Genomic DNA, 25820 nt, shown 5'->3' with positions numbered 1-25820 from the left:
ACCCTCACCGCGACGGCGAGGCTGGATCGCATGGCGACGATCCTGTTGCAGACCACGATCACGGCGAATCCCGACGACTGGGATGTCAGCCGGTTCTCGATGCTTGCTGCCGAGCTACGTGCGGACGGCCACGATGTGCTGGCCCGCAACCGGGCCGATCACGTTGATCCGGTGCTCAGCCATCTCGACGAACTCGGGTTCGACCAGCTGTGGTTGATGGCCGTCGACGTCGGCAATGGTCTCACTCCCGAGGAATGCGCGGCGATCGGCAGGTTCCGCGCGCTCGGTGGCGGGGTGCTCACCGCCCGCGATCACCAGGACCTGGGCAGCTGCCTGCGGGGGCTCGGTTCGCTGGGGCAGGTCAACGAGTTTCACGACGCCAGCCTGGCCCCGGTTTCGCGGTGCGACGACCAGGACAACCCGGACATCTCGTGGCCGAACTTTCACTCGGGGGCCAACGGCGACTACCAGCCGGTGCTGGCCGAGGCGCCGGTGCACCAGCTGCTGCGCACCTCCAGGACCGCGACGGGCCGCATCGAGTGGTTCCCGGCTCATCCCCATGAGGGTGCGGTCTCGGCCCGGGTGCCGTTCGCGACGGCCGTGGCGCGGGGCCGCAGCACCGCGACCGGCAGACAGTTCAATCTCGCGGTGGCCCTCGACGGTGAGCGCACGCCGGAGGGCAGGCCGATGGGACGGGCCGTGGCCGAGTCGACGTTTCACCACTTCGCCGACTACAACTGGGATCTGGGGTGCGGGGCCCCGTCCTTCGTGACCGATCGGCCCGGCCGGCAGATTGGCGCCGACCCATCGCGCCTGGGCGTGTTCAAGGATTACGTCCGCAACCTGGCGAGTTGGTTGCAACCACGGGACCACCACTAGTCGGGGAGCAGGCCCGGAACGATGTCGTTGAGCCGGAAGGTGACCGGCTGTTCCAGTTGGGCGTATGTGCATGACCGCGGGTCGCGGTCCGGCCGCCAGCGATTGAACTGGGCGGTGTGCCGGAAGCGTCTGCCCTCCATGTGGTCGTAGCGGACCTCGACGACGCGTTCGGGGCGCAACGGCACGAAGGACAGGTCCTTGCCGGCGTTCCAGCGTGAGCCGCCGCCGTATCGGCGGGCGAGGTCCGGGTCGGCGGCCACCTGTGCGGCCCAGTTCCAGGGGTGGTGGTCGAAACTGGTGACCAGGGGCTGCAATTCGCTGAACAGGGCCCGGCGTCGCGCCATCGGGAAGGCACCGATGACGCCGACGGAGGCCAACTCGCCGTCGTCGGTGTACAGCCCGAGCAGCAGCGAGCCGACCGCATCGGGGCCCGACTTGTGGAGGCGGTAGCCGACGACCACACAGTCGGCGGTCCGCTGATGCTTGATCTTCACCATGACCCGCTTGTCGGGCTGATACGTGAGTGCGAGCGGTTTGGCGATCAGCCCGTCGAGCCCGGCTCCCTCGAATTCGTCGAACCAGCGGCGCGCGGTCGCCAGGTCGGTGGTCGCCGGCGTGACATGGAACGACGGCCCTGAACCCAGCGCGCCGACCAACGCGGCGCGCCGTTCGCTGAACGGGCGGCCTGTCAGGTCGTCGTCACCCAGCGCGAGCAGGTCGAAGGCGATGAAGCAGGCCGGTGTCTGTTCGGCCAGCAGGCGCACCCGGGACGCCGCGGGGTGCAGCCGCAGTTGCAGGGCCTCGAAATCCAGGTCCCGGTCGGTGGGTAGCACGATCTCGCCGTCGACCACGCACCGCGGCGGAAGCTCTCCCTTGGCCGCCTCGACGAGTTCGGGGAAGTAGCGGGTCATCGGGCGTTCGTTGCGGCTGCCCAGCTCGACCTCGTCACCGTCGCGGAACACCACCGCCCTGAAGCCGTCCCACTTGGGTTCGTAGGAAGCGTCCGGCGGGATCGTCGCCGCCGGCTTGGCCAGCATCGGCGAGACGGGCGGCATCACAGGTAGCAGCATGGATCCGGATCTGGGGTGTGGATTGTGCGGGTTGCGGCTACTCAGTATGCGCGACACAGTCCGGCCGAGTCGCGAGACAAGAGCGGGAGCACCGGGTTTCAGGCGGCCCATCGGGTATGCGTCAAGCAGAGCGTGACTGGTCCCACCCGCCGCCGGCGTGCTGCGATGACTTTGCGGCCGCGCGGCGGTCTAGCTCCATGTCACCCCGATGAACCAGGATGGAGCCCGTGGACCTGCCCGTAGTGCCGCCGATCGAACCGATGCTCGCCAAAGCCCAGGTGAAAGTGCCCGACGAGGCCGGGGTGTGGTCCTACGAACCCAAGTGGGACGGCTTTCGCGCGCTGGCCTTCCGGGATGGCGACGAGGTGGTGTTGCAGTCGCGCAGCGGAAAGGAACTCGGGCGTTACTTCCCGGAGCTGCTCGACGCGCTGCGGGACGAACTCGCCGACCGCTGTGTCCTCGATGGCGAAGTGGTGGTGCCCCGCCCGATCGACGGCCGCGTGCGGCTGGACTGGGAGTCGTTGTCGCAGCGCATCCATCCCGCCGAGTCGCGGGTACGCATGCTCGCCGAACAGACGCCGGCGCACTTCATCGGATTCGATGCGCTGGCCACCGGTGACCGCTCACTGCTGGCCGAGCCGTTTGGGGTGCGCCGCGAGGCACTGATCGAGGCCGTCAACGCCAAGAAGTGGTGTCACGTCACGCGGACCACCACCGATCCCCAACTCGGCGCCGAGTGGCTGCAGACCTTCGAAGGGGCCGGGCTCGACGGGGTGATCGCCAAGAAGCTCGACGGCCCCTACCTGCCGGGCAAGCGCGAGATGGTCAAGGTCAAACATCACCGCGACGCCGACTGCGTGGCGATCGGCTACCGCATCCACAAGAGCGGTGAGGGCGTCGGCTCGATCCTGTTGGGCCTCTACCGCTCCGATGGTGAACTGCAGATGGTCGGTGGCGCGGCCTCGTTCAGCGTCAAGGACCGGCTCAAGCTGCTGGCCGACCTGGAGCCGCTGCGGGAGGGCGATGAAGTCCGCGAGGGCGACCCGAGCCGGTGGAACTCGGCGGCGGACAAACGCTGGATTCCGGTGCGGCCCGAGCGGGTGTGTGAGGTGGCGTATGACCAGATGGAGGGCAACACCGTGCACGGTAGGCGTTTTCGGCATGCGGTGAAGTTCCTGCGCTGGCGCCCGGACCGGGAACCGTCGAGCTGCACATTCGACCAGCTCGACGTGCCGCTGAACTACGACCTGTACGACGTCCTGGCGGGGGAGAGCTGAAATGGCAACACCGGCAACCGAACTCGACGTCGACGGCATCAAGGTCCGGTTCACCAACCCGAACAAGGTGTACTACCCGAAGCTGGGTAAGGACGGCACCAAGGGCAAGCTGATGGAGTACTACCTGTCTGTCGCCGACCGCATGGTCGCGCTGCTCAAAGACCGTCCCACCCATCTGCAGCGGTTCCCCGACGGCATCGAGGGTGAGGAGATCTACCAGAAGCGGGTGCCGCAGAAGCATCCCGACTATCTGGAGATCTGCGTCGTCACCTTCCCGTCGGGCCGGACCGCCGATGCGCTCAAGGTGACCCATCCGGCATCGATCGCTTGGGCCGCGCAGATGGGCACCATCACGTTGCACCCCTGGCAGGTTCGGTGCCCGGACACCGAGCATCCCGATGAGCTGCGTATCGACCTGGATCCGCAGCCGGGCACCGGATTCGCCGAGGCGGCCGCCGTCGCCTGCGATGTGCTCAAACCGCTGCTCGACGAGCTGGGCCTGGTCGGTTACCCGAAGACCTCCGGCGGCCGTGGCGTGCACATCTTCCTGCGGATCAAGACCGACTGGGACTTCATCGCGGTGCGCCGGGCCGGGATCGCGTTGGCGCGCGAGGTCGAACGCCGCGCCCCCGACGCGGTGACCACGTCGTGGTGGAAGGAAGAGCGGGGCGAGCGGCTGTTCATCGACTACAACCAGAACGCCCGCGACCGCACCTTCGCCTCGGCCTACTCGGCCCGTAAGACCCCGATCGCGACCGTGTCGACGCCGCTGTCGTGGGATGAACTGCGCACCGCCAACCCCGACGACTACACGATCGCCACCGTGCCGGATTTCCTCGCCGGACGCGAGGATCCGTGGGCCGCCATCGATTCGAAGAAGCAATCCCTGCAACCTCTGCTGGATCTGGTGGCCGCCGACGAGGAACGTGGGCTGGGCGATCTGCCGTACCCGCCGAACTACCCGAAGATGCCGGGCGAGCCGCCCCGGGTGCAGCCCAGCAAGAAAGTCGCCGAGCACTGGGACGAGGACGGCAACCGGCGTGCCTGAACGCGATCGGAAGTGACACAAACTCAGGGTTGATCCGGGTGTGTGGCGCACGCGCCGTGGACCCACACGCGCACCTTGTCATCGGCCCGCATCGAGGCTGCGAGGAACACCAGACCGATCAGAAGCGACGCCACCATCGGCGTCCACTGGGCCTGCAGACCGAATGCCGCTACAGCGCCGAACGTGGCGCTGGCGAAGGCGCCTTGCCGCTGCGCGGCGTGGAACAGGAGATCGAACTCGTCATATGTGGGCATCGGATCGGATTTCTGTCCACGTACGGCGCACCGGGCGCGCGGGTATCAGTCGCGGCCACCAGAAGAACGGGCCGAGAAGTCTGGCGATGGCGGGAGTGATGAACGAACGGACGATCAACGTGTCGAGGAGCAGACCCAGACCGATGATCGAACCCAGTTGGCCGACCGACGTCAGGTCGCTGGCAAGCATGGCCAGCATCGTCGTCGCGAACACCAAACCAGCTGTCGTGACTACCTTTCCGGAATTCGCGACTGCTCGGATCAAGCCGGTGTTCAGCCCGGCTTTACTCTCCTCCAGATAGCGGGCGATGAGGAGAAGGTTGTAGTCCGAGCCGACCGCGACCAAGATTATGAAGGTAATCGGCAAGTTGAGCCAGCTGATCGGAATGGCAAGGAAGTGCTGCCACACGAGTACTGACAGCCCGAAAGCTCCAGCGTACGAGAATGCAACAGTCCCGACGATGACGATCGCGGCAACGACGCTGCGGGTAATGAGCAGCATGACGAGAAAGATCAGGGCGAACGCCGCGATCGCGGCAATCAGGAGATCGATTCTGGTGGCATCCTGGATGTCCCAGTAAGTCGCGGCTGCCCCGCCGAGATACACGCGAGCGCCTGCGAGGGTGGTGCCTTTCAAGGCTTCTTTCGCCGCCGGTAGGTACGCCTGGCTGTGTTCGATACCTTCCGGCGAAAGCGCTTCGCCGTCGTGATAGACGATGAACCGGGCCGACTTGCCATCGGGGGCGACGAAGAACTTCAAGTCGATCTGAAACGATGGATTATCGAAGGCTTCTGGTGGGAGATAGAAGAACTCGTCGTTCTTGGAGCTGTCGAACGCCTGGCCCAGGTCGATCATCTGACGACCAAGTTCGTCCATCTGAGTGAGCATCGGCCAGGTGGTGCTCTGCTGGGCAAGCATGACTGCGCGCATCGACTGCAGCGCATCGGCGCTTTGGCCGATGAGTTCGGCCAACCGGGGCGTGACCGTGGCCTGGATCATCGAGGCCTCCACGTTGGCGTTCATCTCGTCGGCCATCTTGTCGAGTTGGTCCGTCATGTCGAACAGTGAGCGAAACGCCTGGCACATCGGAATGTCGAAGCAGTGCGGCTCCCAATAGAAGTAGTTCCGTATCGGCCTGAACTGGTCATCGAAGTCGGCGAAGTCATCGCGCATCGTGGCGGTGATGCCCTTCATGTTCTGGGCGAAGGTCGCGAGAATGTGGGCTGCGTTTGCCTGCTGGTCTGTCAACTCTTGTTGCCTGCGAAGAAGATCGGTCATCCGATCGGTTATCGCAACCATGCTGGTGACGCGGTTGTTGTAGTCGGTGAGGAATGGGATCAGCTCCTTGAGCTTTGTGCCCATGGCGCCCATTGTGAAGGTGAACGACGAGTGCTCGAGGGGGGTTCCCAGAGGGCGAGTGACACTTTGGATCATCCCGACACCCGGGGTGTGGAAAATGCTCCTGGCAACTCGGTCCAGAGCGATCATGTCAGTGGAATTGCGCATGTCGTGGTCGGCTTCCACAAGCAGCATGTCGCTGTTGAGCTTGCTCACCGGGAAGTGGCGATCGGCGGCCTGGTATCCCTGCTTGGCCGGCGTGCTATCCGGAACATAAACGCGGTCATCGTAATTGGGCCGGTAAGTGGGAATCATGGCGGCCCCGATGAGCATTACGATGCTGCTCGCGGCGAGGAGGCGCCCGGGCCAGCGAACGACGGAAGTTCCGACCTTTCGCCAGACGCCGGTGCTGCCCTTTGATTTCGGTTCGAACAGCCCGAAGCGACTTCCGATCGCCAGAAGTGCCGGCCCGAAGGTGAGGGCGGCGGCCACGGCGGTGAGCATCGCGACCGCGCAGGGAATTCCCATGGTGTTGAAGTAATTGAGCCGGGTGAAGGTGAGGCAGAACGTGGCCCCGGCGACGGCCAGGCCGGAGCCGAGGACGACGTGTGAGACGCCCTGTACTGCGGTGTAATACGCCGCCTCACGATCCTCACCCCCGTTTCGTGCCTCGTGGTATCGGCCTATCAGGAATATCGCGTAATCGGTTCCTGCCCCGAGGATCAACGACACCAGGATGTTGGATGCGAAGACGGATATGCCGATCAGCTGGTGGAAGGCGAGAAAGGAGACGATTCCGCGTCCGCAGGCTAGCTCGATCATCACCATGAACAGGCACAGGAAGGCAGTGCTGACCGATCGGTATACGACGAGCAGCATCACAGTGATGATGACGATCGTCGCGTACATCATCTTGATCATGCTTTCGTTGCCGACCTTGAGCATGTCCGACGACAACGCCGCAGCACCGGAGACGTAAACCTTCAGGCCGACCGGTGTTTTCGTGTCGGCAATCAGGTTGCGCACAGCCTTGATCGACTCGTCCGAGTGCGTTGAACCTTGATTTCCGGCGATCCGGACCAAGGTGTACGACGCCTTTCCGTCACTGCTCTGGACCCCCGCGGCGGTCGTTCCTTCGCCCCACAGATTCATGACGTACTGCACGTGCTCGGAATCCTGTTGGAGTTTGGCGGTCAGTTCGTCGTAGAACCGGTGGTCGTCGTCGCCCAGCGGTCGATCAGCCTCCAGGATGATCATGATGAGGCTGTTGCTGTCGGACTCGTCGAACCTGTCGCCGATGTGTATCAACGCTGCCGACGACGGCGCGTCAACGGGCACCATGGGCCCCTGGTTCGCGTCGGTGACCGGTTCTAACTGCGGAGAGATGACATTCACGACAACCGTGAGCGCGATCCAGGCCAGGATCACGGGGACCGACAGTTTCCGGATAGACCTGGCGAATATTGGCTTTCGCACGTGCTGCCCGGTCACGCCGACAGCACCTGACACCAGACAGCGGCATGCTCACCCGTGGCGGTTCGCTCAGATCGGATGATGCCGTCGACGATGATGCGGCAGCCGATGCTGTTACCCGCGGCTTGAGCGGTGATGTCTGCGATCGCGGTGGTGAGCACCGTCGTCTCGGTGTGTGACCACGGCAGGGCGGTGAGTACGACGTCGACGGCGTTGATGTCTGCGTCCCAATAGCTCACCCGCCCCCACCCGGCGAAGTCTCCGAACACCTCATACGTGATGCGCTTCGGGTTGAACTGAACGATCGCGAACTGCCCGCCCGGGCTATGGGTCCGATCCTCGGAGCCGAAGACGCCGTGAGCTGACTTGATGGCAGCGCCTGCGGTGGCTACGACGACGAGGCAGAGCATGGGCAACCACAGTCGGCTCGCCAGTCGATGGCTCCATGAAATTCCCATGTCCGGTCCCCTCCGCAGCAGTAGATTGCACAACAGTGTGCATGATTGCACAGCAATGAGCAATAGTGCTCAACACTGTGTGAGACACTGATCAGGGGGTATCGGGGTCCGTACGATCAGGAAGGCAGTGCGGCAGTGATCGAAGGGCAGTCGTTGCGACGGGATGCGGAATTACCTGCGTTAGGCGTTCGTGAGCGCAATCGCGTGCGAATCGTCGACGCTGCTCGCGAACTCTGGGCGCACAACCCTGATGCGACGATGGACGATGTCTCGCGGGCGGCCGGAGTGGTGCGTCGTACCCTCTACGGCTACTTCGCGACCCGTGAGGATCTCGTCATCGCGGTGGCGGAGCGCACCGCGGAAACCGTCAACAGCATTGCCGCTGAGGACCGTTCGGAATCCGGTGCGACGGAACGACTAGCGCGGATCCATCTCGATCTGTGGTCGGTCGGGCACCATGTGGGATTTCTGCAGATTGCTGCCGCCCAGGCCGACGCGAACAGTATTGAAGCGCTGAGACGGATGCGTGACACGGTTGCTGAGGTCATCGCCGACGGTCAGCGCACGGGGGAGTTCAGCAACCATCTGCCGCCGGAGGCGATCGCGCGATTGATCGAGTCCTCGGCGATCGGGCTGCATGCGGCAATCGCCGAAGAGAACTGGAATCTTGATTCCAGGCGGGTGGCTGCGGCCGCCTTGATCACCGCGGGGGTGGCACCGGCGACGGCTTTGGCTGTGGTGGAGAGCGTCTGAGGCGGGCCCGCGGCACCTCACCGAACTGTCCGGGCGTGAACCGGCGCGTAGCGGTCGCCGGCGATGCGCCCCGGTTCGAAGATTCCGGCCAGCAGGGCCACCTCGTCTGCGCTGATCGCAACGTCGGTGGCGGCGATGTTCTCTCGGACGAACGGGATCCGTTTGGTGCCGGGGATCGGCACCACATCCAACGGCTGGGCGAGCAACCAGGCCAACGCGAGTTGTCCTGGGCTGCAACCTTTCTCCGCTGCCAACGCCTGGAGTTTCTCGACGGGCTCGAGGTTGACCGCGAGGTTCTCGGCAGAGAATCTCGGGTTGGTGGCGCGGAAGTCGTCCGCAGCGAACGTGCTGCCGGATTTCAGGGAACCGGTGAGCGCCGAGCGGCCCAGCGGGCTGTAGGGAACCAGGGTGATGCCCAGCTCCCGGCATGTCGAGGTGATGCCGCCCTCGACCCGTCGTTCCCACAGTGAGTACTCGGATTGCAGCGCGGAGATCGGGTGTGTGGCGTGGGCGCGGCGGATCTGGTCCGGGCCGACCTCACTGAGCCCGATGGCACGGACCTTGCCCGCCGCGACGAGTTCGGCCATGGCTCCCACGGTTTCCTCGATCGGCACGCTCGGGTCGAGGCGATGGTAGTAGTACAGGTCGATGACGTCGGTACCCAACCGCCGCAGGCTTGCCTCACAAGCTGCCCGTACATACTCGGGCCGGCCGTCGATGGCGATCCCGTTCTCGGCGTCGTTGATCTTCGCCGCGAACTTGGTCGCCAGCACGATCTCGTCCCGGTGCCCGGCGATCGCGCCGCCGATCAGTTGCTCGTTGTGGCCGAAGCCACGAATCGGCACACCGAAGGTGATGTCGGAAGCGCCATAGACATCGGAGGTATCGAGGAAGTCGACCCCGAGTTCGAGGGCCGCGCGAATGGTCGCCACCGACTCGCTGTCGTCGGCGGGTCCGTAGAACTGCGACATTCCCATGCAGCCCAGGCCGACTGGGCGCACCGTCAGTTCGGAGTGTCCGAGGGTGACGGTCGCCGAGCCGAATGCGGGGCTTTGAGTCGTTGTTGTCATTTCACGGCTCCCAGCGGGTTGACCTGAGCGGCGGTGACGTCATCGGCTGCGGTGGAAAGGCTGAGGGCCTCCCACTTCTCGTCGTCGGCGAGTAGGTCGCGTCCCGCGGCGGTGGCGTAGCGGTAGGCATCGGGGCCGACGAGCAACCGCTTTGGGGGATCAGGCATCTCGGCGATGGACAGGACGAGTTCGGCCACCTTGGCCGGGTCGCTGGCGCCCAGGTTCTCCGGGGTGCTCTGGGCTATCGACGCACCGACGGTGTCGGCGTACTCGTCACGGACCGTGGCGACGCGCATCGACGACCCGGCCCAGTCGGTGCGCATGCCACCGGGTTCCAGGACAGTGACCTTGATTCCGAGCGTTGCCACTTCCTGCGCCAGCACGCCGGAGAATCCGGTGACTGCCCACTTGGCCGACTGGTAGGCGCCAAGGCCGGCGCGCACGAGTCGCCCGCCCACTGAGGAAATCTGGACGATATGGCCCGCACGTTGGGCGCGCATGACGGGTAGTGCGGCTTGGGTGAGTCGCACGACGCCGAAGAAGTTGGCATCGATCTGGGTGCGGAAGTCGTCGAAGTCGAAGTCCTCGATCGCGGCCATGTTCGCGTAGCCCGCGTTGTTGACCAGGACGTCCAGGCGTCCGAACCGCTCGACCGCCGTGGCTACGGCGGCACGCACCTGGTCGTCGTCGGTCACGTCCAGTTCGACGACGGCGAGGCGATCCGGTTGCTCGGCGGCGAGGTCGGACAGCGCCGTGGAGGAGCGGACGCCGGCCACGACGCGGTGCCCGGCACTCAGTGCGGCCTCGACGATCGCGCGGCCCAGGCCGCGGGACGCGCCCGAAACGAGAAATACAGATGAGGTTGCCGATGACTCGATATCCATGATGCGCTCCTATGTCTACGTACGTATACATCCGATGGGTATACATATGTAGACTTGTGGCCGGATATTCCCTAGCGTTCTTGGCATGGGTTCCTCCCGACCACGCAATGCGGCTGCCACCCGCGAGGCGATCCTGCAATCGGCGATCCGCCACTTTGCCCTGTCCGGGTATGACGGCGTCGGCGTTCGTGAGATCGCACGAGACGCCGGGGTCACCGCGATGCTGGTGAATCGCTACTTCGGGTCCAAGGAGCAGCTGTTCGCCGAGGCGGTCGAAACGTCGTTCGCGCCACCGACGATCGTGGCCGAGAAACCAGCCGCCCTCGCGCGCGACGCTGCCACCGCACTGGCCGACCGCTCCGATCCTGATGCCGACCCGCTGGAGCCTTTCCTGATCATGCTCCGCTCGGTTTCGAACCCGGTTGCGGTGAACATCGTGCGCGACGCGATCGCGCGCCACGTCGGCCGGCGGTTGGCCGGCCAACTGTCCGGGCCGGACCGTCAGCTCCGCGCCGACGCCATGTTGTCGGTGATGAGCGGGGTCCTGTTGATGCGCCGGGTGATCCGTAGCCCAGGCTTTGCCGACTGCGACACCGACCAATTGACCGATCTCTTCGAGCGCGTGTTCTCCGCGATCATCGAGCCAGCATGAGGTCCAGGAAGCGTTCGTAGCGGTCGGCGGCCGTCAGCGCGTCAGCTGAGTCCATGAGATGCAGCACGCCGATACCCGTGGCGAAGGTGGCCTGGCCGCGCAGGGCCGCGTCCTCGGGGGTGAACCCGTAGTCGAGGTAGGCCTTGGTGACGGCGACCAGAACCCGGTGATCGGCTGCGCGCACGTTGGCCGCGGCGATGTCGTCGGAGCGGGCCCACTCCCGCATCGCGCGCTCCAACGTCCAGTGCCGGGGGCTCAGCAGCTGCCTCATCATCTGCGACAGCCGTTCGCGCGGAGGCAGATCCTCGAGCTCGGCCAGCGCGCGACGGTCCTGCTCCAAGAACGCATTCCACGACGCCACCAGCGCCGCCCGGTAACCCTTCATGTCGGTGAAGTGCCAGTAGAAGCTGCCTCGGGTGGCGCCGATCTGCTCGCAGAGCCGCTCGATCTTCAGCGCCCGCATTCCGTCGGAGGCCAGCAGGGCGTACCCGGCTTGTATCCAGTCGTCGGCGGTCAAGCTACCGGGCGTGCCCTTGCGTTCGCCTGCCATTCACTCAGGTTAAGGCGCGGACCTCATGCATCCCGAACGGCACAGCGCTGATCAGCGTGACCGGCACGGCTTCGCCGCTGGGCACCGCGTACTGGCGCTGCTCGCCGGGGCGTGCGCCCACGATGGCCTCGCCCAGCGGCGAGTTGACCGAATAGACCTCCAGATCGCCGTATTCGGCGCCGCGGATGCCCAGCAGGAACGTCTCGATCTCCTTGGTCTGGTCGAAACGCACGGTCAGCACCATGCCCGGCTCGGCCACTCCGTCGTCGGGCGGATCCTCACCGACGACCGCGTTGAGCAGCAGATCGTGGATCTGCTGGATGCGCGTCTGGCGGGCCCGCTGAATGGCCACCTCGTTCTCGTCGGAATCCGATGCGGCCTCGGTCGAGATCAGTTCCCGCAGCGTCGACAGCTCGGTCTGTAGTCGTTCGTATGCCTGTGGAGACAACCAAACACGTTGGCTGACAGTCATTGTCGTTTCCTTCCGATATGCGGAGATGCCGTCAGGGGCGGGTTCGTGCGCCGCCCCTGACGGCTTGATGGCCCGTTAGGGCGATGTCTTGAGCCCTCAGCGCAGCGGGTCGAACTCCCGCAGGACCTCAGGCTGTTTTCCGGTGGTGATGTACTCGGCGAGGAGGCGGCCGGTGACCGGGCCATGGGCCAGGCCCCACATGCCGTGACCGCCGGCCACGTAGATTCCTTGTGCCACTTCACCGATCAGCGGACGTCCGTCGGGGGTGACCGGACGCGCACCCACCCACACATCGGTGCGGGCATCCCAGTCCACACCGTCGAGCAGTGGGGCGGCCGAAGCGATGATCGCGTCGACGCGCGCCGGCTGCAGCGGATCGTCGGGGGAGCGGAACTCCATGGTTCCGGCCACCCGCAGCCCGCCCTGGTACGGCGTGCAGGCCACGCGGGCGTCGGGCAGATAGATGGGCCCGAGGATCGGGCGCTGCACCGGCACGGTGAACGAGTAGCCGCGTCCGCCCTGGACCGGCGTGCGCACCCACGGCTTGGCGAGTTTCGACAGCCAGGCGCCGGTGGCGATCACGGCGGTGTCGGCCTTGAGGGAACGATCCGCCACGTCGACGCTGACGCCGGCGCCTTCGGCCCGCACATCGGTGACCTCGCCGATGACCAGCTCCGCGCCCCTGGCGACGACAGCCTCGCCGAGCGCATGCACGAACCGGCCCGGGTCCACGAAGCGCTGGCCCTCCACACTGATGCCCGCGGTGATGGCCGCCGACGCCAGCGGCACGTGCTCGCGCAGCGTCTCACCGGACAGCCCGGTGACAGTCACGGTCTGGCCGACGGCGGCCATCCGGCGCAGTTCGGTCATCAGGTGTTCGGCCTGGTGCGCGGTTTCGAACAGCGCCGTGATCGGTCCGTCGGTGGTGGGCACCGATACACCGTTGGCGGTCAGCACGTCGTAGGCCTCGAGGCATTCCTCGTTGAACGGCACGTTGGCCCTGGCGGCCCGCGTCCACGTCGAGAGCCGGCAGTTCATGGCGAACCGGGCCAGGAACGCCAGCAGCCGGGGGCCCGAGGTCAGCGGGATGTGCAGGGGCGCGGCCGGGTCGAACATCGACCGCAGGCCGTAGCGCAGCACCGCCGGATCATTGAGCGGGATGGTCAGCGTCGGCGAAATCCAGCCGGCGTTGCCCCACGATGCGCCCGCCGCCACTCCGCGGCGGTCGACAACGGTGACCTCGACTCCGCGCTCCTGAAGAAACCATGCCGTGGACAGGCCGACAATGCCTGCACCCACGACCACCGCTGACCGCGGTCCGCCGTCAATGCGCTCGACCCCATTCATGCTCCCATGGTGAGGCTGACCACGTGCTCCCGGTTTGCACGTTCTCGACAATCGGAAGGGTGGTGATTGTCGGCCTACGACAATTCCTCGGTGGCGGCCAGTTCGATCATCATCGCGAGCCGCTTGCGCGCATCGGCCAGATCGAGTTGCGTCAGCTCGATCATCTTGCGCAGCCGGTACCGCACGGTGTTCTCGTGGACGCCGAGCGTGCGTCCGGCCCCGGCCAGGTCGCCCTGGGCCTCCAACCAGGCCCGCAGCGTCGCCGCGTACTGCGTGCCGTTGGCCTGATCGTGGGCCCGCAACTCGGCGACCGGGCCGCGCTGCGGGGCGCGGCCGGAGCGGGCCGCGATCCGAAGCCGTTGCAGCAGGATCTCGTCCCAGGCCTCGTCGTACACCGGTGCCGGACCCTCACGCCGCACCTCGTGCAGCGCCAGACACTCGTCGGCCTCACTGCGGGCCAGTGCCAGCTCAGCGGCGGTGGCTGGACCGCTGATCCCGGCCAGCACCGTCACACGCTCGGGCAGCGCGGCGCGCAGTCCGGTCACCCAGCTGCCGGCGGCATCGGCCTCGGCGCCGGGCAGCACGGTGTACACGGTGTTGCCGGCCAGGGCGCTGCGGCCGGGACGTGACCAGCCGAAGCCGGCGGTCGCCCGCTCGAATGCCAGCAGCAGCGCGGCATGCCGTTCGTCGGCGGTCTGGGCTCGCAGCGCGATCACCCGCAGGGGTGTCTGCGGCAGCCCGAGCCGGCTGGCGGCTGTGGTGGAGTCCGCGGCGCCCTCGAGCAGGCGGATGACGAGCTCCGATTCCACCTGGCGTTCCAAGTCGGCGCTGGCGCGCGAACGCAGCAGGTGCAGGGCGACCATGCGGGCACCGTCGGCCAGCGCGGCTCGGCGGGCGTCGGGCAACGGCTCGGCGCACGTCACCCAGATCGAGCCGAGCAATTCGCGACCGGCCCGGGCAGCCACGACCATCCGCCCCGTCAGGCCGCGCTCGTCGTCGCCCTCGACGAACATCGGCTCGTCGGATTCGGCCAGATGCCGGAACACTCCGCGGGCTTCGAACAGGGCACGCAGCCGTTCCGGTGCGCCGCGGCTGAGGATCGTCTCGGCGCGGGCCGGGTCAGCGTGCTGTTGCAAGCGCGAATACGCCAGGACCGCGCTGCGCCGGTCCTCGATGGTGACCGAACCGCCCACCGCGTCGGCGACGCTGTCGGCCAGTGCGAACAAATCGGTTGGGCCGCGCCCGGACTCGGTCTCCCGGCCTTCCAGCACCACGCCGTAGACCACGGCCGCCAGCTCGCTCCAGGAGACTTCGGGATCCACTGTCATCACCGCGATGCCGTCGTCGGCCACCGACCCGTCATCGGTCGGCTCGTCGAACCCACGGACCAGCACCGCCACGGCGCGCGCCGCCGCGGCCCATCGCACGGCCTGGGCCACGGACTCGGCCCCGACCGCCAGCAGGACGTCGCCGATCACCTGACCGGGTTCGTGCATCACGACGCTGCGCAGCTCGGTGGAGCGTGGCGCCGGGCAGGCGCCGTTTGCCTGGGTGCGAAGCCGCACCCCGTAGCCGCCCAGAACGTTGATCAGGCGGTCCAGCGTGACCACGGATTACGGCCCAGCGGCCAGCGTGGCCTTGCCGGTGTGCTGCTGGCCGGCCTGGTCCTGCCAGGTCAGGCCGACGACGTCACCCGGGTAATGCTGGTCCAGCACCAGCGTCAGCGTGCGAGCCGAATTCAGCGGGGTGCCCTCGATATTGGTGAGCAGATCGCCGGACATCAGGCCGGCCGCTTCGGCCGGGCCGCCGGGGATGACGTCCTGCACGATCACGCCGCCGCTCTGGCGCTGCGCGGTGCGCACTCCGACGCCGAGCATGGTCGGCGGCCCGATGTGCACCGTGGCCGACGGGGTGCGGGCCCGGATCTGCCCGGCGATGCCCATCGCGTCATTGATCGGGATGGCGAATCCCTTGCCGCCGGGCCCCATCCGGAAGTTCACCGACGCGGCCGTCGTCATGCCGACGACCTGGCCCGCGTCGTTGACCACCGGGCCGCCGGAATCACCGGCGCGTACCGGTGCGGCGAACTCGAACAGTCCGTTGATCTCGTCGCTGGTGCCGGTGAGTTCGTCCTCGGCGTTGACGGTCCGGTTGAACGCGCTGACCGTGCCGATCTCCCGGGTCAGCGGCGCGCCGCTGCCTCCGGCGTTGCCGAGCGCGACCACCGGCTGGCCCGGTGCCAGCGCGGCCGAATCGCCGATCGGTGCCGGCGGCAGCCCGGCCGCACCGTGCAACTGCAGCACCGCGATGTCGTTCTGACGGTCATAACCGACCAGCTCGGCCCCGAACCGCTGCCCGCCGACCGTGGCACTGATCGAGTTCGCGCCCTGAACGACGTGATAGTTGGTCAGCACCTCCCCGCTGGGGGACAGCACGATGCCGGTGCCGATGCCGTAGGCCTGCTGGTAATCCACCCGAGTGTCGATGCGCGCCACCGAGGGTTCGATCTGAGAGGCCACTGTCTCCGGGTCACCCGGTGCGGCGCCGGCAGGCGCGGACGGGACGACGACGGCAGCCGCGGCGGTCAGTGCCGCCGCGAGAATCACTTTGAACGGATGTGAGCCCACTTTGCTCATATACCCATCTTGGCTGGGCAAGAACCCGATGTCGACGCGATCGGCGTTGCGTCAGTCTTCGGTGGCGACTTCGCCGCGTGAGCGCCAGCCCCGCCGCTTGGTGCCGCTCTTGCTCGACGGTCGCCGATTGCGCAGCGATGTGCCCGCCGATTCCTCGTCTTTGTCGTCTTCGGCAGCTTCTTCGGAGTCTGCCTCTGCCTCTTCGGCGTCGGTGTCTTTCGCGTCGGCCTCGGCAGTCTCCTCGACTGCTTCGGTCTCTTCGGTTTCCTCGGCGGCGGGGGATTCCTCCGCGGCCTCCTCGTCGGCAGCCTTCTTGCGTCCGCGGCGCTCGGCCTTCTCGCGGGTCTTGACCGGCTTCGGCGGCGGGGGCGGCAGTTCGGCGACGAAGGCCAGGTAGAAGGCCAAGATGCCGAGCAGGGCGATCGCTGCGGCGGCGCCGTAGATCCCGAACAGCCACGGCCCGAAGCTGTCCAGCGACAACCAGATCTCGGAGACCGCGGTGCCGACGATCAGCACGGCTGCCACGACGTGCAGGGAGATCGAGGCGGTCCGCAACCGCAGCGCGAGCTCCGGGGTGGACAGCTCGGGACGCTTGGTCCGCTGCAGGGTGAATACCACCGGCAGGGCCGCGACACCGATCAGTACGCCGGTGACGATCCGCAGGATCAGCCCCAGCGTCGGCGATGTCTGGCCCATGAGTTCGGGCCATCTGGGGAGGACGAAAAAGAAGAAGAGGCCGGCGGCCACGATCGAAAACGAAACGTGCCAGATCACCGCGACGGTGCGGCCCATACTCCTCCTCGGGTACTGAAATTGGGCCGGGGTGCGAACCGCTGATCAGGGTTGATTCAGCAGGTCGCACCCCGGACCCGAGCGCGGAGGATAGGGGATTTGAACCCCTGAGGGCTGTTAACCCAACCCGCGTTCCAGGCGAGCGCCATAGGCCACTAGGCGAATCCTCCGTCGGCAATCGTAACCGACGCTCGAACCACTCCCGTAAACGCCGGGGACAGGCGGGGTATTACACTCGCCTTCGGACCCCGCGCGGCGTCCATCCTGTGAACTCCCCCAGGGCCGGAAGGCAGCAAGGGTCAACGGGCTCTGGCGGGTGCGCGGGGTCCCCTTATGTCCAGCTCTCCGCTTCTGTGAAAGGCGCGCGGTGTCGTTCCAGTCTCTCGGCCGCGACGATCTGCTCGCGCAGCACGAAGTCCAACAGCGCAACTACGCGGAGCTGCAGGCCAAGAAGCTGAGCCTGGACCTGACCCGCGGCAAGCCGGCTCCCGAGCAGTTGGACCTGTCCAACGCGCTGCTGTCGCTGCCCGGCTCGGAAAAAGACTCCTTCCGGGACCGCGAAGGCACCGACACCCGCAACTACGGGGGCCTGCACGGCCTGCCCGAGCTGCGGGAGATCTTCGGCGAACTGCTCGGCATCCCGGTGCAGAACCTCATCGCAGGCAACAACGCGAGCCTGGAGATGATGCACGACGTCATCGTGTTCTCGCTGCTGCACGGCGGGGTGGATTCGGTGCGGCCCTGGATCCGGGAAGAGCAGGTCAAGTTCCTCTGCCCGTCGCCCGGGTATGACCGGCATTTCGCGATCACCGAGTCCTTGGGCGTCGAGATGATCCCGGTGCCGATGCGTGAGGACGGGCCGGATGTCGACCTCATCGAGGAACTCGTCGCGGCCGACCCGGCGATCAAGGGCATGTGGTGCGTTCCGGTGTACGGCAACCCCACCGGGGTCACCTATTCCTGGGAAGTTGTCCGGCGTCTCGTCCAAATGCGCACGGCGGCAAACGATTTCCGGTTGATGTGGGACAACGCCTACGCCGTCCACACCCTGACCGACGAGTTCATCCGTCAGGTCGACGTGCTGGGCCTGGCCGAGGCGGCCGGTAACCCGAACCGTCCCTTGGTGTTCGCCTCGACCTCCAAGATCACCTTCGCCGGCGCGGGGGTGAGCTTCCTCGGCGGCTCGCTGGGCAACATCGCCTGGTACCTGCAGCACGCGGGCAAGAAGACGATCGGGCCAGACAAGGTCAACCAGCTGCGCCACAGCCGCTTCTTCGGCGACGCCGACGGTGTGCGGCTGCAGATGCAGCGTCACCGCGAGCTGATCGCCCCCAAGTTCGCCTTGGTCGCCGAGATCCTCGAGGACCGCCTGGGGGAGTCGAAGATCGCGTCGTGGACCGACCCCAAGGGCGGATACTTCGTGAGTCTCGACGTGTGGCCCGGCACCGCCAAGCGGACCGTCGCACTGGCCAAGGACGCCGGGATCGCGGTCACCGAGGCCGGTTCGGCTTTCCCGTACCGCAAGGACCCCGAGGACAAGAACATCCGCATCGCGCCGACGTTCCCGTCGCTACCAGATGTGCGCGAGGCGATCGACGGCCTCGCCACCTGCGCTCTGCTGGCAGCGACCGAGTCGCTGTTGCGTTGACTTTGAACTGACGCCGCATTTGTGCGGGTAGCGGTGTGCGTGGGTTCAAAGTCAACAGCCGAGTTCCAGCGGCGGACCGGCCAGCGGTGGCCGGCGCGGCATGATCCCGAGCTCTGGCCGCCAAAGTCGGTCCCATTCGCGCTCCACCCGGGCGATGATGGCGGGTCGTCGGTGTCCCGCGGCCACTCTTACCTGGGTCCAGCCGACTCGCGTGATGTAGTCGGCACGCGAGATGTCATAGCCGAGCTGATCGGCGTGCTGCACACCTTCGTATTCGACCGCCAGCATCAGTTCCTCCCAACCCATGTCGAGGAAGTACCTCGGGTAGCCGTCGGGCCCGAGCACCGGTATCTGTGTCCGCGGCCGTGGAAAACCCGCGTCGATGAGCATCAGCCGCAGCCAGGTTTCTTTCGGGGACTGGCCGCCGGGGTCGAACAGATCCAGCGCCCGGTCGAGTTGCCGCAGGCCACGGGTGTGGCGATGGTGTCCGGCGAGCGTCATCACGTCGTCCGCCTTCAGCCCGGTGGCTCGGGCAAGAGCGTCGAGTCGCGCGACGGCCGCACCGATCGGCCCGCGGCGTCCGAGGTCAAAGGCAGTGCGCTCGACGCTCGTGACCGGCAGACCGTCGATGCGCATGACCTCGCCGTCGCAGATCAGATCCTGTCGAGTGATCACCTGCTCGGGTGGTTTGGTCTTGGCGCTGATCAACTCGATCGGAATGTCATCGCCCACCCACTTCGCGCCATGGAGCGCCGACGCGGCGGCGCCCGCGATCACCCCGTTACGACCCGACCACAACCAGGCCGCCGTGCTGCGTTGCCGCAGCGACACCGCAGTTCGCTTGTCCACGTAGATGTTCGGCAGGATCGCGCGGTGATGGCGGCTGAGCTGGTAGCGGTTGACGACGCCGGCCGCCAGGGCTTCGGTGCCGATGAAGGGCTCACTCATGCGGCGACAGTCGCCGGTGGCGGGGACACGGTCGGGCGGGTAAGCCGGTCTCGGCGTCGCCACCTGTGGATGAATCGTGCTCTGTGGAGAACTCTGCGTTGACTCGGAACTGACGCTGAATTTGTGCGGGTAGCGGTGTGCGTGGGTTCAAAGTCAACGGGCACCGGCGCGGCGTCAGACGCAGTCGGTAGCCTTCTTCCGTGGCTCTCTACCGCAAATACCGGCCGGCAACCTTCGCGGAAGTCGTTGGCCAGGAACATGTCACCGAGCCGCTATCAACCGCGCTGACCGCGGGCCGGATCAACCACGCGTATCTGTTCTCCGGGCCGCGCGGCTGCGGTAAGACGTCCTCGGCGCGCATCCTGGCCCGCTCGCTCAACTGTGAGCAGGGGCCCACGCCCACGCCTTGCGGGGTGTGCGCGTCGTGCGTCGCGCTGGCCCCCAACGGCCCGGGCAACCTCGACGTCACCGAACTCGACGCGGCCAGCCACGGCGGCGTCGACGACACCCGCGAGCTGCGGGATCGTGCGTTCTTCACCCCCGCGCAATCGCGGTACCGCATCTTCATCATCGACGAAGCGCACATGGTCACCACGGCCGGCTTCAACGCGCTGCTCAAGATCGTCGAGGAGCCGCCCGAGCACCTGATCTTCGTGTTCGCCACCACCGAACCGGAGAAGGTGCTGCCGACCATCCGGTCGCGCACCCACCACTACCCCTTCCGGCTCCTGGCCCCGCGCACCATGCGCCCGCTGCTCGAGCGCATCTGCGCCGAAGAGAGCGTCAACGTCGACGACGCGGTGTACCCGTTGGTCATCCGGGCCGGCGGTGGTTCGCCCCGCGACACGCTCTCGGTGCTCGATCAGCTGCTGGCCGGCTCGGAACAGAGCGACAGCGGCAACCACATCACGTATCAGCGGGCGCTGGCCCTGCTGGGGGCCACCGACATGGCGCTCATCGACGACGCGGTCGAGGCGCTGGCGGCCGGGGACGCGGCCGCGTTGTTCGGTGCGGTGGAATCCGTGATCGACGCAGGCCATGATCCGCGGCGGTTCGCCACCGATCTGCTGGAACGCTTCCGCGACCTGATCGTGCTGCAGGCCGTGCCCGACGCGGTCACCCGCGGTGTCGTGGACGCGCCGGCCGATGTGCTGGAACGGATGCGGGAGCAGGCTGCCCGCTTGGGCGCAGGCACCCTGACCCGCTACGCCGAGGTGGTGCACGCGGGCCTCGGCGAGATGCGTGGTGCAACCGCACCTCGGCTGCTGCTGGAGGTGGTGTGCGCCCGGCTGCTGCTGCCGTCGGCGCATGACACCGAATCCGCGCTGCTGCAGCGCATCGAACGCATCGAGACCCGGCTGGACCTGTCCATCCCGGCCGGCGAGGCCGCGGCCGCCCGCCCCGCCGCCGAGCCCGCCAAGACGTTCGTGCGCCGCAGTCAGGCCGCACCGGCCGCGGAGGCTCCTGCCCCGGCGCCCACCCCTGCTGCTGCGCCCGCCCCGCCGCCTGTGGCTCCCCCCGCGCCTGAACCACAAGCCGCGCCGGTGGCCGCTCCCGAGCCGGTGGCCGCGCCTGAACCGGTGGCCGCCCCCGAGCCGGTGTCCGCGCCGCCACCACCACCCGCTCCGGCCCCCGAGCCCGAGCCGCCGCTCCCGCCCGAGCCCGACTTCGAGCCCGAGCCCGCTCCGGAACCGGAGCCTGAACCCGAGCCGGCACCGGCCTCGGTAACCCCCGGCGGCGAGCCCAGCGCGGCCGCCGTGCGCTCGATGTGGTCGACGGTGCGGGAGAAGGTGCGGGAGCGCAGCCGGACCACCGAGGTCATGCTGTCCGGGGCGATCGTCCGCGCGGTCGAGGACAAAACGCTTGTGCTCTCCCATGATTCGCCGCCGTTGGCCAAGCGGCTCACGGAATCGCGCAACGCCGACGTGATCCGGGAGGCGCTGAAGGATGCGCTCGGCGTGGATTGGCAGATCCGGTGTGAGGTCGGCACGGCGGAGGCCGCGCCGCCGCCCCCGCCGAAGGCCGCGAAGCCGCCACCACGGGTGCCCACCCGACCTGGCCGCGTCATTCCCGAGCCGGAGCCGGAACCTGTTCCGGAGCCGCCGTCATCCCCGGAGCAGGAAGAGGCAGAGATGCTCGCCGAGGCTTCGCAGAGCGAGGCCGGGCCGCGTCGCGACCCCGAAGAGGTCGCCCTGGAGCTGCTCCAGAACGAGTTGGGTGCGCGAAAGATCGAGGGCTAGGGCGTCCACCACGGCCGCAGCGGCAGGCCGCCGTCGTTGCCGCGGTCGTCGAGTTTGACCGCCAGAACCTGGTGCAGCTGAACCACATTCGTCTCGAAGCCCAACCGGGACCCGGCCATGTACAGGCCCCACACCTTGGCGGTGGGCAGCCCGACCTCGGCGACCGCCTCGTCCCAGTGCTCGACGAGGTTGGCACACCAGTCGCGCAGCGTCATCGCGTAGTGGTTGCGCAGGTTCTCCTCGTGCATGACCTCAAGGCCGACGTCCTGCACCTCGGTGATGATGCGCCCCGAGCCGGTCAACTCGCCGTCGGGGAACACATACCGATCGATGAAACCTCCGGCGGCCGCGCCGCTTCGGTTGTCGTGGCGGGTGATGCAGTGGTTGAGCAGGAGCGCGCCGGGACGCATCTTCGACTTGAGGAAACCGAAGTACGACGGGTAGTTGTGCACCCCGATGTGCTCGGTCAGGCCGATCGAGGACACCGCGTCGAACCCGGTCTCGGTGATGTCGCGGTAGTCGCCGTGACGCACCTCGGCCAGGTCGCTGAGACCCTCCTTGGCGATGGCCTCCCGCGCCCACCGGGCCTGCTCTGCCGACAGCGTCACTCCGAGCGCCTTGACCCCGTGGCGGGCCGCGTAGCGCACCATGCCGCCCCAGCCGCAGCCGACGTCGAGCAAGCGGTCGCCCGGTTGCAGACGCAGCTTCTCGAAGACCAGCCGATACTTGTTGTCCTGCGCCTCTTCCAGGCTGGCATCGGCGTCCGGATAGCACGCGCAGGTGTAGGTCATCGACGGCCCGAGCACCCATTCGTAGAAGGTGTTCGACACGTCGTAGTGATGGTGGATGGCCTCGGCGTCACGGGTCTTGCTGTGCCGCAGGCCCTCCATCATCCGGCGCCACCGGGGCAGGGCCTCTTGTGGGGGAGGTGCGATCGGCTTGAGGTGTTCGATGCCGATGGAGCGGACGATGTTGGCGAGTACCCGGGCCGGCGGGCGCTTGAACGCCATCTTCTCCGCCAGCGCGCACAGCAGCGGGTACGGGTCGCCGGGATGAACGCCGTGCGGTTCCAGGTCGCCGGAGACGTAGGCCCGGGCCAGACCAAGATCACCAGGGGCGGTGGCGAGATACGTGGTGCCGCGCGGGGTCTTGAGGTCCAGGCCGAGCGTGGCGTTCTCGGGGCCGGCGCTGCTGCCGTCGTAGGCGGTGAATTTCAGTGGCTGCGAACCTGATGCGAAGATCTCCAGGATCTCGGCCAGGTTGAGCTTGTGATCGCTTGCGTGCGTCGAGTGTTCTTTGAAGGTGGTCATCGCTGTTCTCCGTTCATCGGCGCAAGACGGCTTTCGAATACAGGTCAAACAGGCGCGAATCGGGGTCGTAGGACTTCTTGACGGTCTTGTAGGTCTCGCCGCCGTAGAGCTCGTCGAAATCCTCACGGCGATAGTAGGAATCGGAATACAGGGACTTGTGTCCGTCGAGTTCGCCGACCTTGGCCTCGATCAGCTTGTTGGTGTGTCCCTCGACCGGGCCGACGGGCACCGACGACCAGAACCCGACGTTGACGTAGGTGTGGTGGGCGCGAAGGGGATACAGGGGCCAGGCCCCAGATATATCTGCGTCGTTGCGGCGATGCTCGCGTAACCGCAGCGGGCACAGCCAGATCGGTTCGATCGGGACGTTTTCCAGGAACCAGGTGAGGAACCGTTCGCAGTTCTCCAGGGGCACCTCGATGTCCTGTACCACCCGCTCCCGGGGCGGGCGGCCGTTCCGGATCTCGATCCGGTCGGCGATGTTGAACCGCTGGTCGTAGCCGACGAGTTTCCAGTAGAAGCTGCTGCGGCGCAGCCGGCGCGGCCAGAACCGCCGGATGGTGGGGTTCTGCGCGCCGAAGGCCCGGGAACACCAGAACCAGTCGGTGTCCCACCGCCACAGGTAGTCGTGAATGGTCAGGCGGTCGTGCTTTTCGCCCTGCGCGTGCTGGATCGAGCGGTAGTAGATGTCCTGACCGGTGTAGTCGCTGACCGGGCCCGGTGTCGTGGTCTTGAACCCGACGCACAGGTAGCTTTCGTCGGTGCTGAACACCACGCCGTCGAGATAATCGACCGGTTGGCCGTCGAGACCGCCCGTCTCGATGATTCGATCCATCGCCGCGATGAGTGCGGACAGCGAGTGAAAGCGCAGGTGGCGCAACGCCACAAAGGGGGTGACGGGTTCCAGCTCGATGCGGAGCCGGGTCGAATAACCCAGCGTTCCATAAGAATTGGGGAAGGTCCGGAAAAGGTCGGCATGCTGCTCGGGTGAGGCGGTGACGATCTCGCCTGCTCCGGTGAGAATGTCCATCTCCAGCACCGATTCATGCGGCAGACCGTTACGGAACGAGGTCGATTCGATGCCGAGCCCGGTGACCGCGCCGCCCAGCGTGATGGTCTTGAGTTGGGGCACCACCAGCGGTGCCAGAGCGTGCGGCAGCGTCGCGGCGACCAGGTCTTCATAGGTGCACATGCCCGCCACGTCGGCGGTGCGGGCTTCGGCGTCGACCGCGATCACATTGGTCAGGCCCGATACGTCCAGACCCTTGACATCGCTGCGATCTCGCGCACGGAAGAGGTTCGACGTGGGCTTGGCAAGCCGCACCGTCGAACTGGGCGGAATGGCGCGGTAACTGTCCAATAGGCGCTGCACGCCGAGGGCATGGACAGCTTGTGCGTCAGTCGTAACAACAGACACACATATACGCTAGTCGGAGGTTGCCACCGATGCGACCGCAGACACGAGCAACACGAGTAAAAGGAGTTTCAGACATGGGACAGGTCAGTGCGGTCAGCACGGTTCTGATCAACGCCGAGCCGGCCGCTGTGTTCGCCGCGATCGCGGACTACCAGACCGTGCGCCCGAAGATCCTTTCCTCGCATTACCGCGACTACCAGGTGCTCGAGGGCGGTCAGGGCGTGGGAACCGTGGCCAGCTGGAAGCTGCAGGCCACCGAGTCCCGGGTCCGCGACATCAAGGCGTCCGTGGATGTGGCCGGTCACACGGTGATCGAGAAGGACGCGAACTCCAGCCTGGTGACCAACTGGACCGTCGCCCCGGCGGGCACCGGCTCGTCGGTCAACCTCAAGACCAGCTGGACCGGCGCCGGCGGGGTCAAGGGCTTCTTCGAGAAGACGTTCGCGCCGCTGGGCCTGCGCAAGATCCAGGACGAGGTGCTGGCGAACCTGAAAAAAGAAGTCGAGAGTTAACGAGCCGGGGTACCGCCCTGGCTGCCCAGGTAGGCCGTGACGCCCCGGACGATGGCCTCGGCATACTTCTGCCGGCCGTCCGGGGTCTTCATCAGTGACGAGTCGACCGGGTTCTTCATGTTGCCGCACTCGACGAGGATCGACGGGAACTGCGCCAGGTTGAGCCCGGCGATGTCCGAGCGGGCGTCCAGACCGCCCGAACCGATGTAGGTGGCGGGCGGGATGCCCGACGCGGACAGCTGGTCGCGCATGGTCTTGGCGAACTGCACCGACGGTCCGGCCTGCACGTTGTTCAGCGGCGGGGACGAATAGAGCACGTGGAAGCCGCGGCCGTTGGCCGGGCCTCCGTCGGCGTGGATGGACACGATGGCGTTGGGCCGCAGGGCATTGGCCATCGAGGCCCGCTCGTCGACGCAGGGCCCCAGCGCGTTGTCGTTGCCGCGGGACATGGCGGTGCGCACGCCCATCTGGTTCAGGAGGGCGCGGACCCGCAGCGTGGTGTCCCAGGTGAAGGTGTGCTCGGGGAAGCCGTCCTCGGTGGAGGTGCCGCTGGCCTGGCAGTCCTTGGTGCCGCCGCGGCCGGTGGGCACCTGGCGGCTGATCGACGCGTCGTTGGCGCCGTTGTGGCCGGGATCGAGGAACACGATCATTCCGGCGACGTTCGGGGCGGCGGTGGCGTGGGGAGCATCGACGACGGCGGGGACGGCAGCGGCGATGAATACGCTGCTGACGAACGCCGTGCCGACACGCACGCAGGCTGGGACTCGCACGGGCGCCACGCTAGCCCCCGC

General features: G+C 66.9%; 24 protein-coding genes, 1 tRNA gene and 1 other RNA gene. 9 read left to right on the top strand and 17 right to left on the bottom strand.

Going from position 1 to position 25820, the window contains the following annotated elements:
* Positions 1 to 30 precede the first annotated feature (30 nt).
* The gene (locus G6N57_RS03950) at positions 31 to 879 is read left to right on the top strand and encodes a hypothetical protein (RefSeq protein WP_077740588.1); all 849 of its coding nucleotides are present in this window, start codon (positions 31 to 33) and stop codon (positions 877 to 879) included.
* Here G6N57_RS03950 and G6N57_RS03945 read toward each other — a convergent pair.
* Positions 876 to 1949: an ATP-dependent DNA ligase gene (locus G6N57_RS03945; RefSeq protein WP_097926389.1), complete on the bottom strand. Its 1074-nt coding sequence runs from the start codon at positions 1947 to 1949 to the stop codon at positions 876 to 878. The genes G6N57_RS03950 and G6N57_RS03945 overlap by 4 nt on opposite strands.
* Positions 1950 to 2167: 218 nt before the next feature.
* Between G6N57_RS03945 and G6N57_RS03940 the strand changes: the two genes are divergently transcribed.
* Both G6N57_RS03940 and ligD read left to right on the top strand, forming a co-directional pair.
* Positions 2168 to 3226, top strand: coding sequence for an ATP-dependent DNA ligase (locus G6N57_RS03940; RefSeq protein ID WP_077740586.1), 1059 nt, complete (start codon positions 2168 to 2170; stop codon positions 3224 to 3226).
* 1 nt (position 3227) lies between these two features.
* Positions 3228 to 4274 (top strand): non-homologous end-joining DNA ligase, encoded by a 1047-nt coding sequence (gene ligD / locus G6N57_RS03935; protein WP_077740585.1) that lies wholly within the window; start codon positions 3228 to 3230, stop codon positions 4272 to 4274.
* Positions 4275 to 4297: 23 nt separating this feature from the next.
* On the opposite strand, the gene G6N57_RS03930 is transcribed toward ligD, so the two are convergent.
* Genes G6N57_RS03930 through G6N57_RS03920 form a run of 3 tightly spaced genes read right to left on the bottom strand, consistent with a single transcriptional unit; the run spans position 4298 to position 7798 of the window.
* Positions 4298 to 4528, bottom strand: a complete 231-nt coding sequence (locus G6N57_RS03930; RefSeq protein WP_077740584.1) for a hypothetical protein — start codon at positions 4526 to 4528, stop codon at positions 4298 to 4300.
* Positions 4515 to 7343 carry an MMPL/RND family transporter gene (locus tag G6N57_RS03925; protein ID WP_165777800.1) on the bottom strand — a complete coding sequence of 943 codons (2829 nt, stop codon included), beginning with the start codon at positions 7341 to 7343 and terminating at the stop codon, positions 4515 to 4517. Before G6N57_RS03925 ends, G6N57_RS03930 begins: the two co-directional genes overlap by 14 nt.
* 11 nt (positions 7344 to 7354) lie before the next feature.
* Positions 7355 to 7798, bottom strand: a complete 444-nt coding sequence (locus G6N57_RS03920) for an MmpS family transport accessory protein (protein WP_077740582.1) — start codon at positions 7796 to 7798, stop codon at positions 7355 to 7357.
* Between the two features lie 135 nt (positions 7799 to 7933).
* On the opposite strand from G6N57_RS03920, the gene G6N57_RS03915 reads away from it, so the two are divergent.
* Positions 7934 to 8551: a TetR/AcrR family transcriptional regulator gene (locus G6N57_RS03915; RefSeq protein ID WP_162563941.1), complete on the top strand. Its 618-nt coding sequence runs from the start codon at positions 7934 to 7936 to the stop codon at positions 8549 to 8551.
* Positions 8552 to 8568: 17 nt separating this feature from the next.
* Here G6N57_RS03915 and G6N57_RS03910 read toward each other — a convergent pair whose 3' ends face one another.
* Together G6N57_RS03910 and G6N57_RS03905 are read right to left on the bottom strand one after the other, a co-directional pair.
* Positions 8569 to 9621, bottom strand: coding sequence for an aldo/keto reductase (locus G6N57_RS03910; protein ID WP_077740580.1), 1053 nt, complete (start codon positions 9619 to 9621; stop codon positions 8569 to 8571).
* A complete protein-coding gene (locus G6N57_RS03905) occupies positions 9618 to 10505 on the bottom strand; it encodes an SDR family NAD(P)-dependent oxidoreductase (protein WP_077740579.1) in 888 nt (295 codons plus the stop codon). The genes G6N57_RS03910 and G6N57_RS03905 overlap by 4 nt, the downstream gene beginning before the upstream one ends.
* 85 nt (positions 10506 to 10590) lie before the next feature.
* Between G6N57_RS03905 and G6N57_RS03900 the strand changes: the two genes are divergently transcribed.
* Positions 10591 to 11157 (top strand): TetR/AcrR family transcriptional regulator, encoded by a 567-nt coding sequence (locus G6N57_RS03900; protein WP_077740578.1) that lies wholly within the window; start codon positions 10591 to 10593, stop codon positions 11155 to 11157.
* Here G6N57_RS03900 and G6N57_RS03895 read toward each other — a convergent pair.
* The 7 genes from G6N57_RS03895 to G6N57_RS03865 all read right to left on the bottom strand — a co-directional run bounded on the left by G6N57_RS03895 (position 11141) and on the right by G6N57_RS03865 (position 17124).
* On the bottom strand, positions 11141 to 11707 hold the full coding sequence (locus tag G6N57_RS03895) for a TetR/AcrR family transcriptional regulator (protein WP_077740577.1): 567 nt from the start codon (positions 11705 to 11707) through the stop codon (positions 11141 to 11143). The genes G6N57_RS03900 and G6N57_RS03895 overlap by 17 nt on opposite strands.
* A gap of 4 nt (positions 11708 to 11711) precedes the next feature.
* Entirely contained in the window at positions 11712 to 12179 is a 468-nt protein-coding gene (locus G6N57_RS03890; RefSeq protein ID WP_077740576.1) for a GreA/GreB family elongation factor, read from the bottom strand.
* A 96-nt stretch (positions 12180 to 12275) separates the two neighbouring features.
* Positions 12276 to 13526 carry an NAD(P)/FAD-dependent oxidoreductase gene (locus tag G6N57_RS03885; protein ID WP_077740575.1) on the bottom strand — a complete coding sequence of 417 codons (1251 nt, stop codon included), beginning with the start codon at positions 13524 to 13526 and terminating at the stop codon, positions 12276 to 12278.
* A gap of 74 nt (positions 13527 to 13600) precedes the next feature.
* A complete protein-coding gene (locus G6N57_RS03880) occupies positions 13601 to 15136 on the bottom strand; it encodes a PucR family transcriptional regulator (RefSeq protein WP_097926390.1) in 1536 nt (511 codons plus the stop codon).
* Positions 15137 to 15139: 3 nt separating this feature from the next.
* A complete protein-coding gene (locus G6N57_RS03875; RefSeq protein ID WP_077740573.1) occupies positions 15140 to 16162 on the bottom strand; it encodes a S1C family serine protease in 1023 nt (340 codons plus the stop codon).
* Between the two features lie 51 nt (positions 16163 to 16213).
* A complete protein-coding gene (locus G6N57_RS03870; RefSeq protein WP_077740572.1) occupies positions 16214 to 16954 on the bottom strand; it encodes a lipid uptake coordinator LucA in 741 nt (246 codons plus the stop codon).
* Positions 16955 to 17038: 84 nt separating this feature from the next.
* Positions 17039 to 17124: transfer RNA gene (locus G6N57_RS03865), tRNA-Ser, on the bottom strand.
* A 70-nt stretch (positions 17125 to 17194) separates the two neighbouring features.
* Here G6N57_RS03865 and ffs point away from each other — a divergent pair.
* An RNA gene (ffs, locus tag G6N57_RS03860) (signal recognition particle sRNA small type) lies at positions 17195 to 17289 on the top strand.
* Positions 17290 to 17321: 32 nt separating this feature from the next.
* Entirely contained in the window at positions 17322 to 18602 is a 1281-nt protein-coding gene (locus G6N57_RS03855) for an aspartate aminotransferase type Ic (protein WP_077740571.1), read from the top strand.
* Between the two features lie 51 nt (positions 18603 to 18653).
* Here the strand turns inward: G6N57_RS03855 and G6N57_RS03850 are convergent, their stop codons facing one another.
* Positions 18654 to 19550: a DUF559 domain-containing protein gene (locus tag G6N57_RS03850; RefSeq protein WP_077740570.1), complete on the bottom strand. Its 897-nt coding sequence runs from the start codon at positions 19548 to 19550 to the stop codon at positions 18654 to 18656.
* A 200-nt stretch (positions 19551 to 19750) separates the two neighbouring features.
* Here G6N57_RS03850 and G6N57_RS03845 point away from each other — a divergent pair, with 200 nt between their 5' ends.
* A complete protein-coding gene (locus G6N57_RS03845; protein ID WP_163646592.1) occupies positions 19751 to 21790 on the top strand; it encodes a DNA polymerase III subunits gamma/tau in 2040 nt (679 codons plus the stop codon).
* Here the strand turns inward: G6N57_RS03845 and G6N57_RS03840 are convergent.
* Positions 21787 to 23100 (bottom strand): class I SAM-dependent methyltransferase, encoded by a 1314-nt coding sequence (locus tag G6N57_RS03840; protein ID WP_077738549.1) that lies wholly within the window; start codon positions 23098 to 23100, stop codon positions 21787 to 21789. The two genes, G6N57_RS03845 and G6N57_RS03840, sit on opposite strands and share 4 nt — an antisense overlap.
* A gap of 13 nt (positions 23101 to 23113) precedes the next feature.
* Positions 23114 to 24517 carry an FAD-binding oxidoreductase gene (locus tag G6N57_RS03835; RefSeq protein ID WP_077738550.1) on the bottom strand — a complete coding sequence of 468 codons (1404 nt, stop codon included), beginning with the start codon at positions 24515 to 24517 and terminating at the stop codon, positions 23114 to 23116.
* Between the two features lie 74 nt (positions 24518 to 24591).
* Here G6N57_RS03835 and G6N57_RS03830 point away from each other — a divergent pair, with 74 nt between their 5' ends.
* Entirely contained in the window at positions 24592 to 25029 is a 438-nt protein-coding gene (locus G6N57_RS03830) for an SRPBCC family protein (protein WP_077738551.1), read from the top strand.
* Here G6N57_RS03830 and G6N57_RS03825 read toward each other — a convergent pair.
* Positions 25026 to 25808: an Rv3717 family N-acetylmuramoyl-L-alanine amidase gene (locus G6N57_RS03825; RefSeq protein ID WP_077738552.1), complete on the bottom strand. Its 783-nt coding sequence runs from the start codon at positions 25806 to 25808 to the stop codon at positions 25026 to 25028. The genes G6N57_RS03830 and G6N57_RS03825 overlap by 4 nt on opposite strands.
* Positions 25809 to 25820 lie beyond the last annotated feature (12 nt).

Origin of the sequence: Mycolicibacterium boenickei (assembly GCF_010731295.1) — a bacterium.
GTDB classification, from domain to species: domain Bacteria; phylum Actinomycetota; class Actinomycetes; order Mycobacteriales; family Mycobacteriaceae; genus Mycobacterium; species Mycobacterium boenickei.
This window is presented reverse-complemented; position numbering and strand designations above follow the sequence as displayed.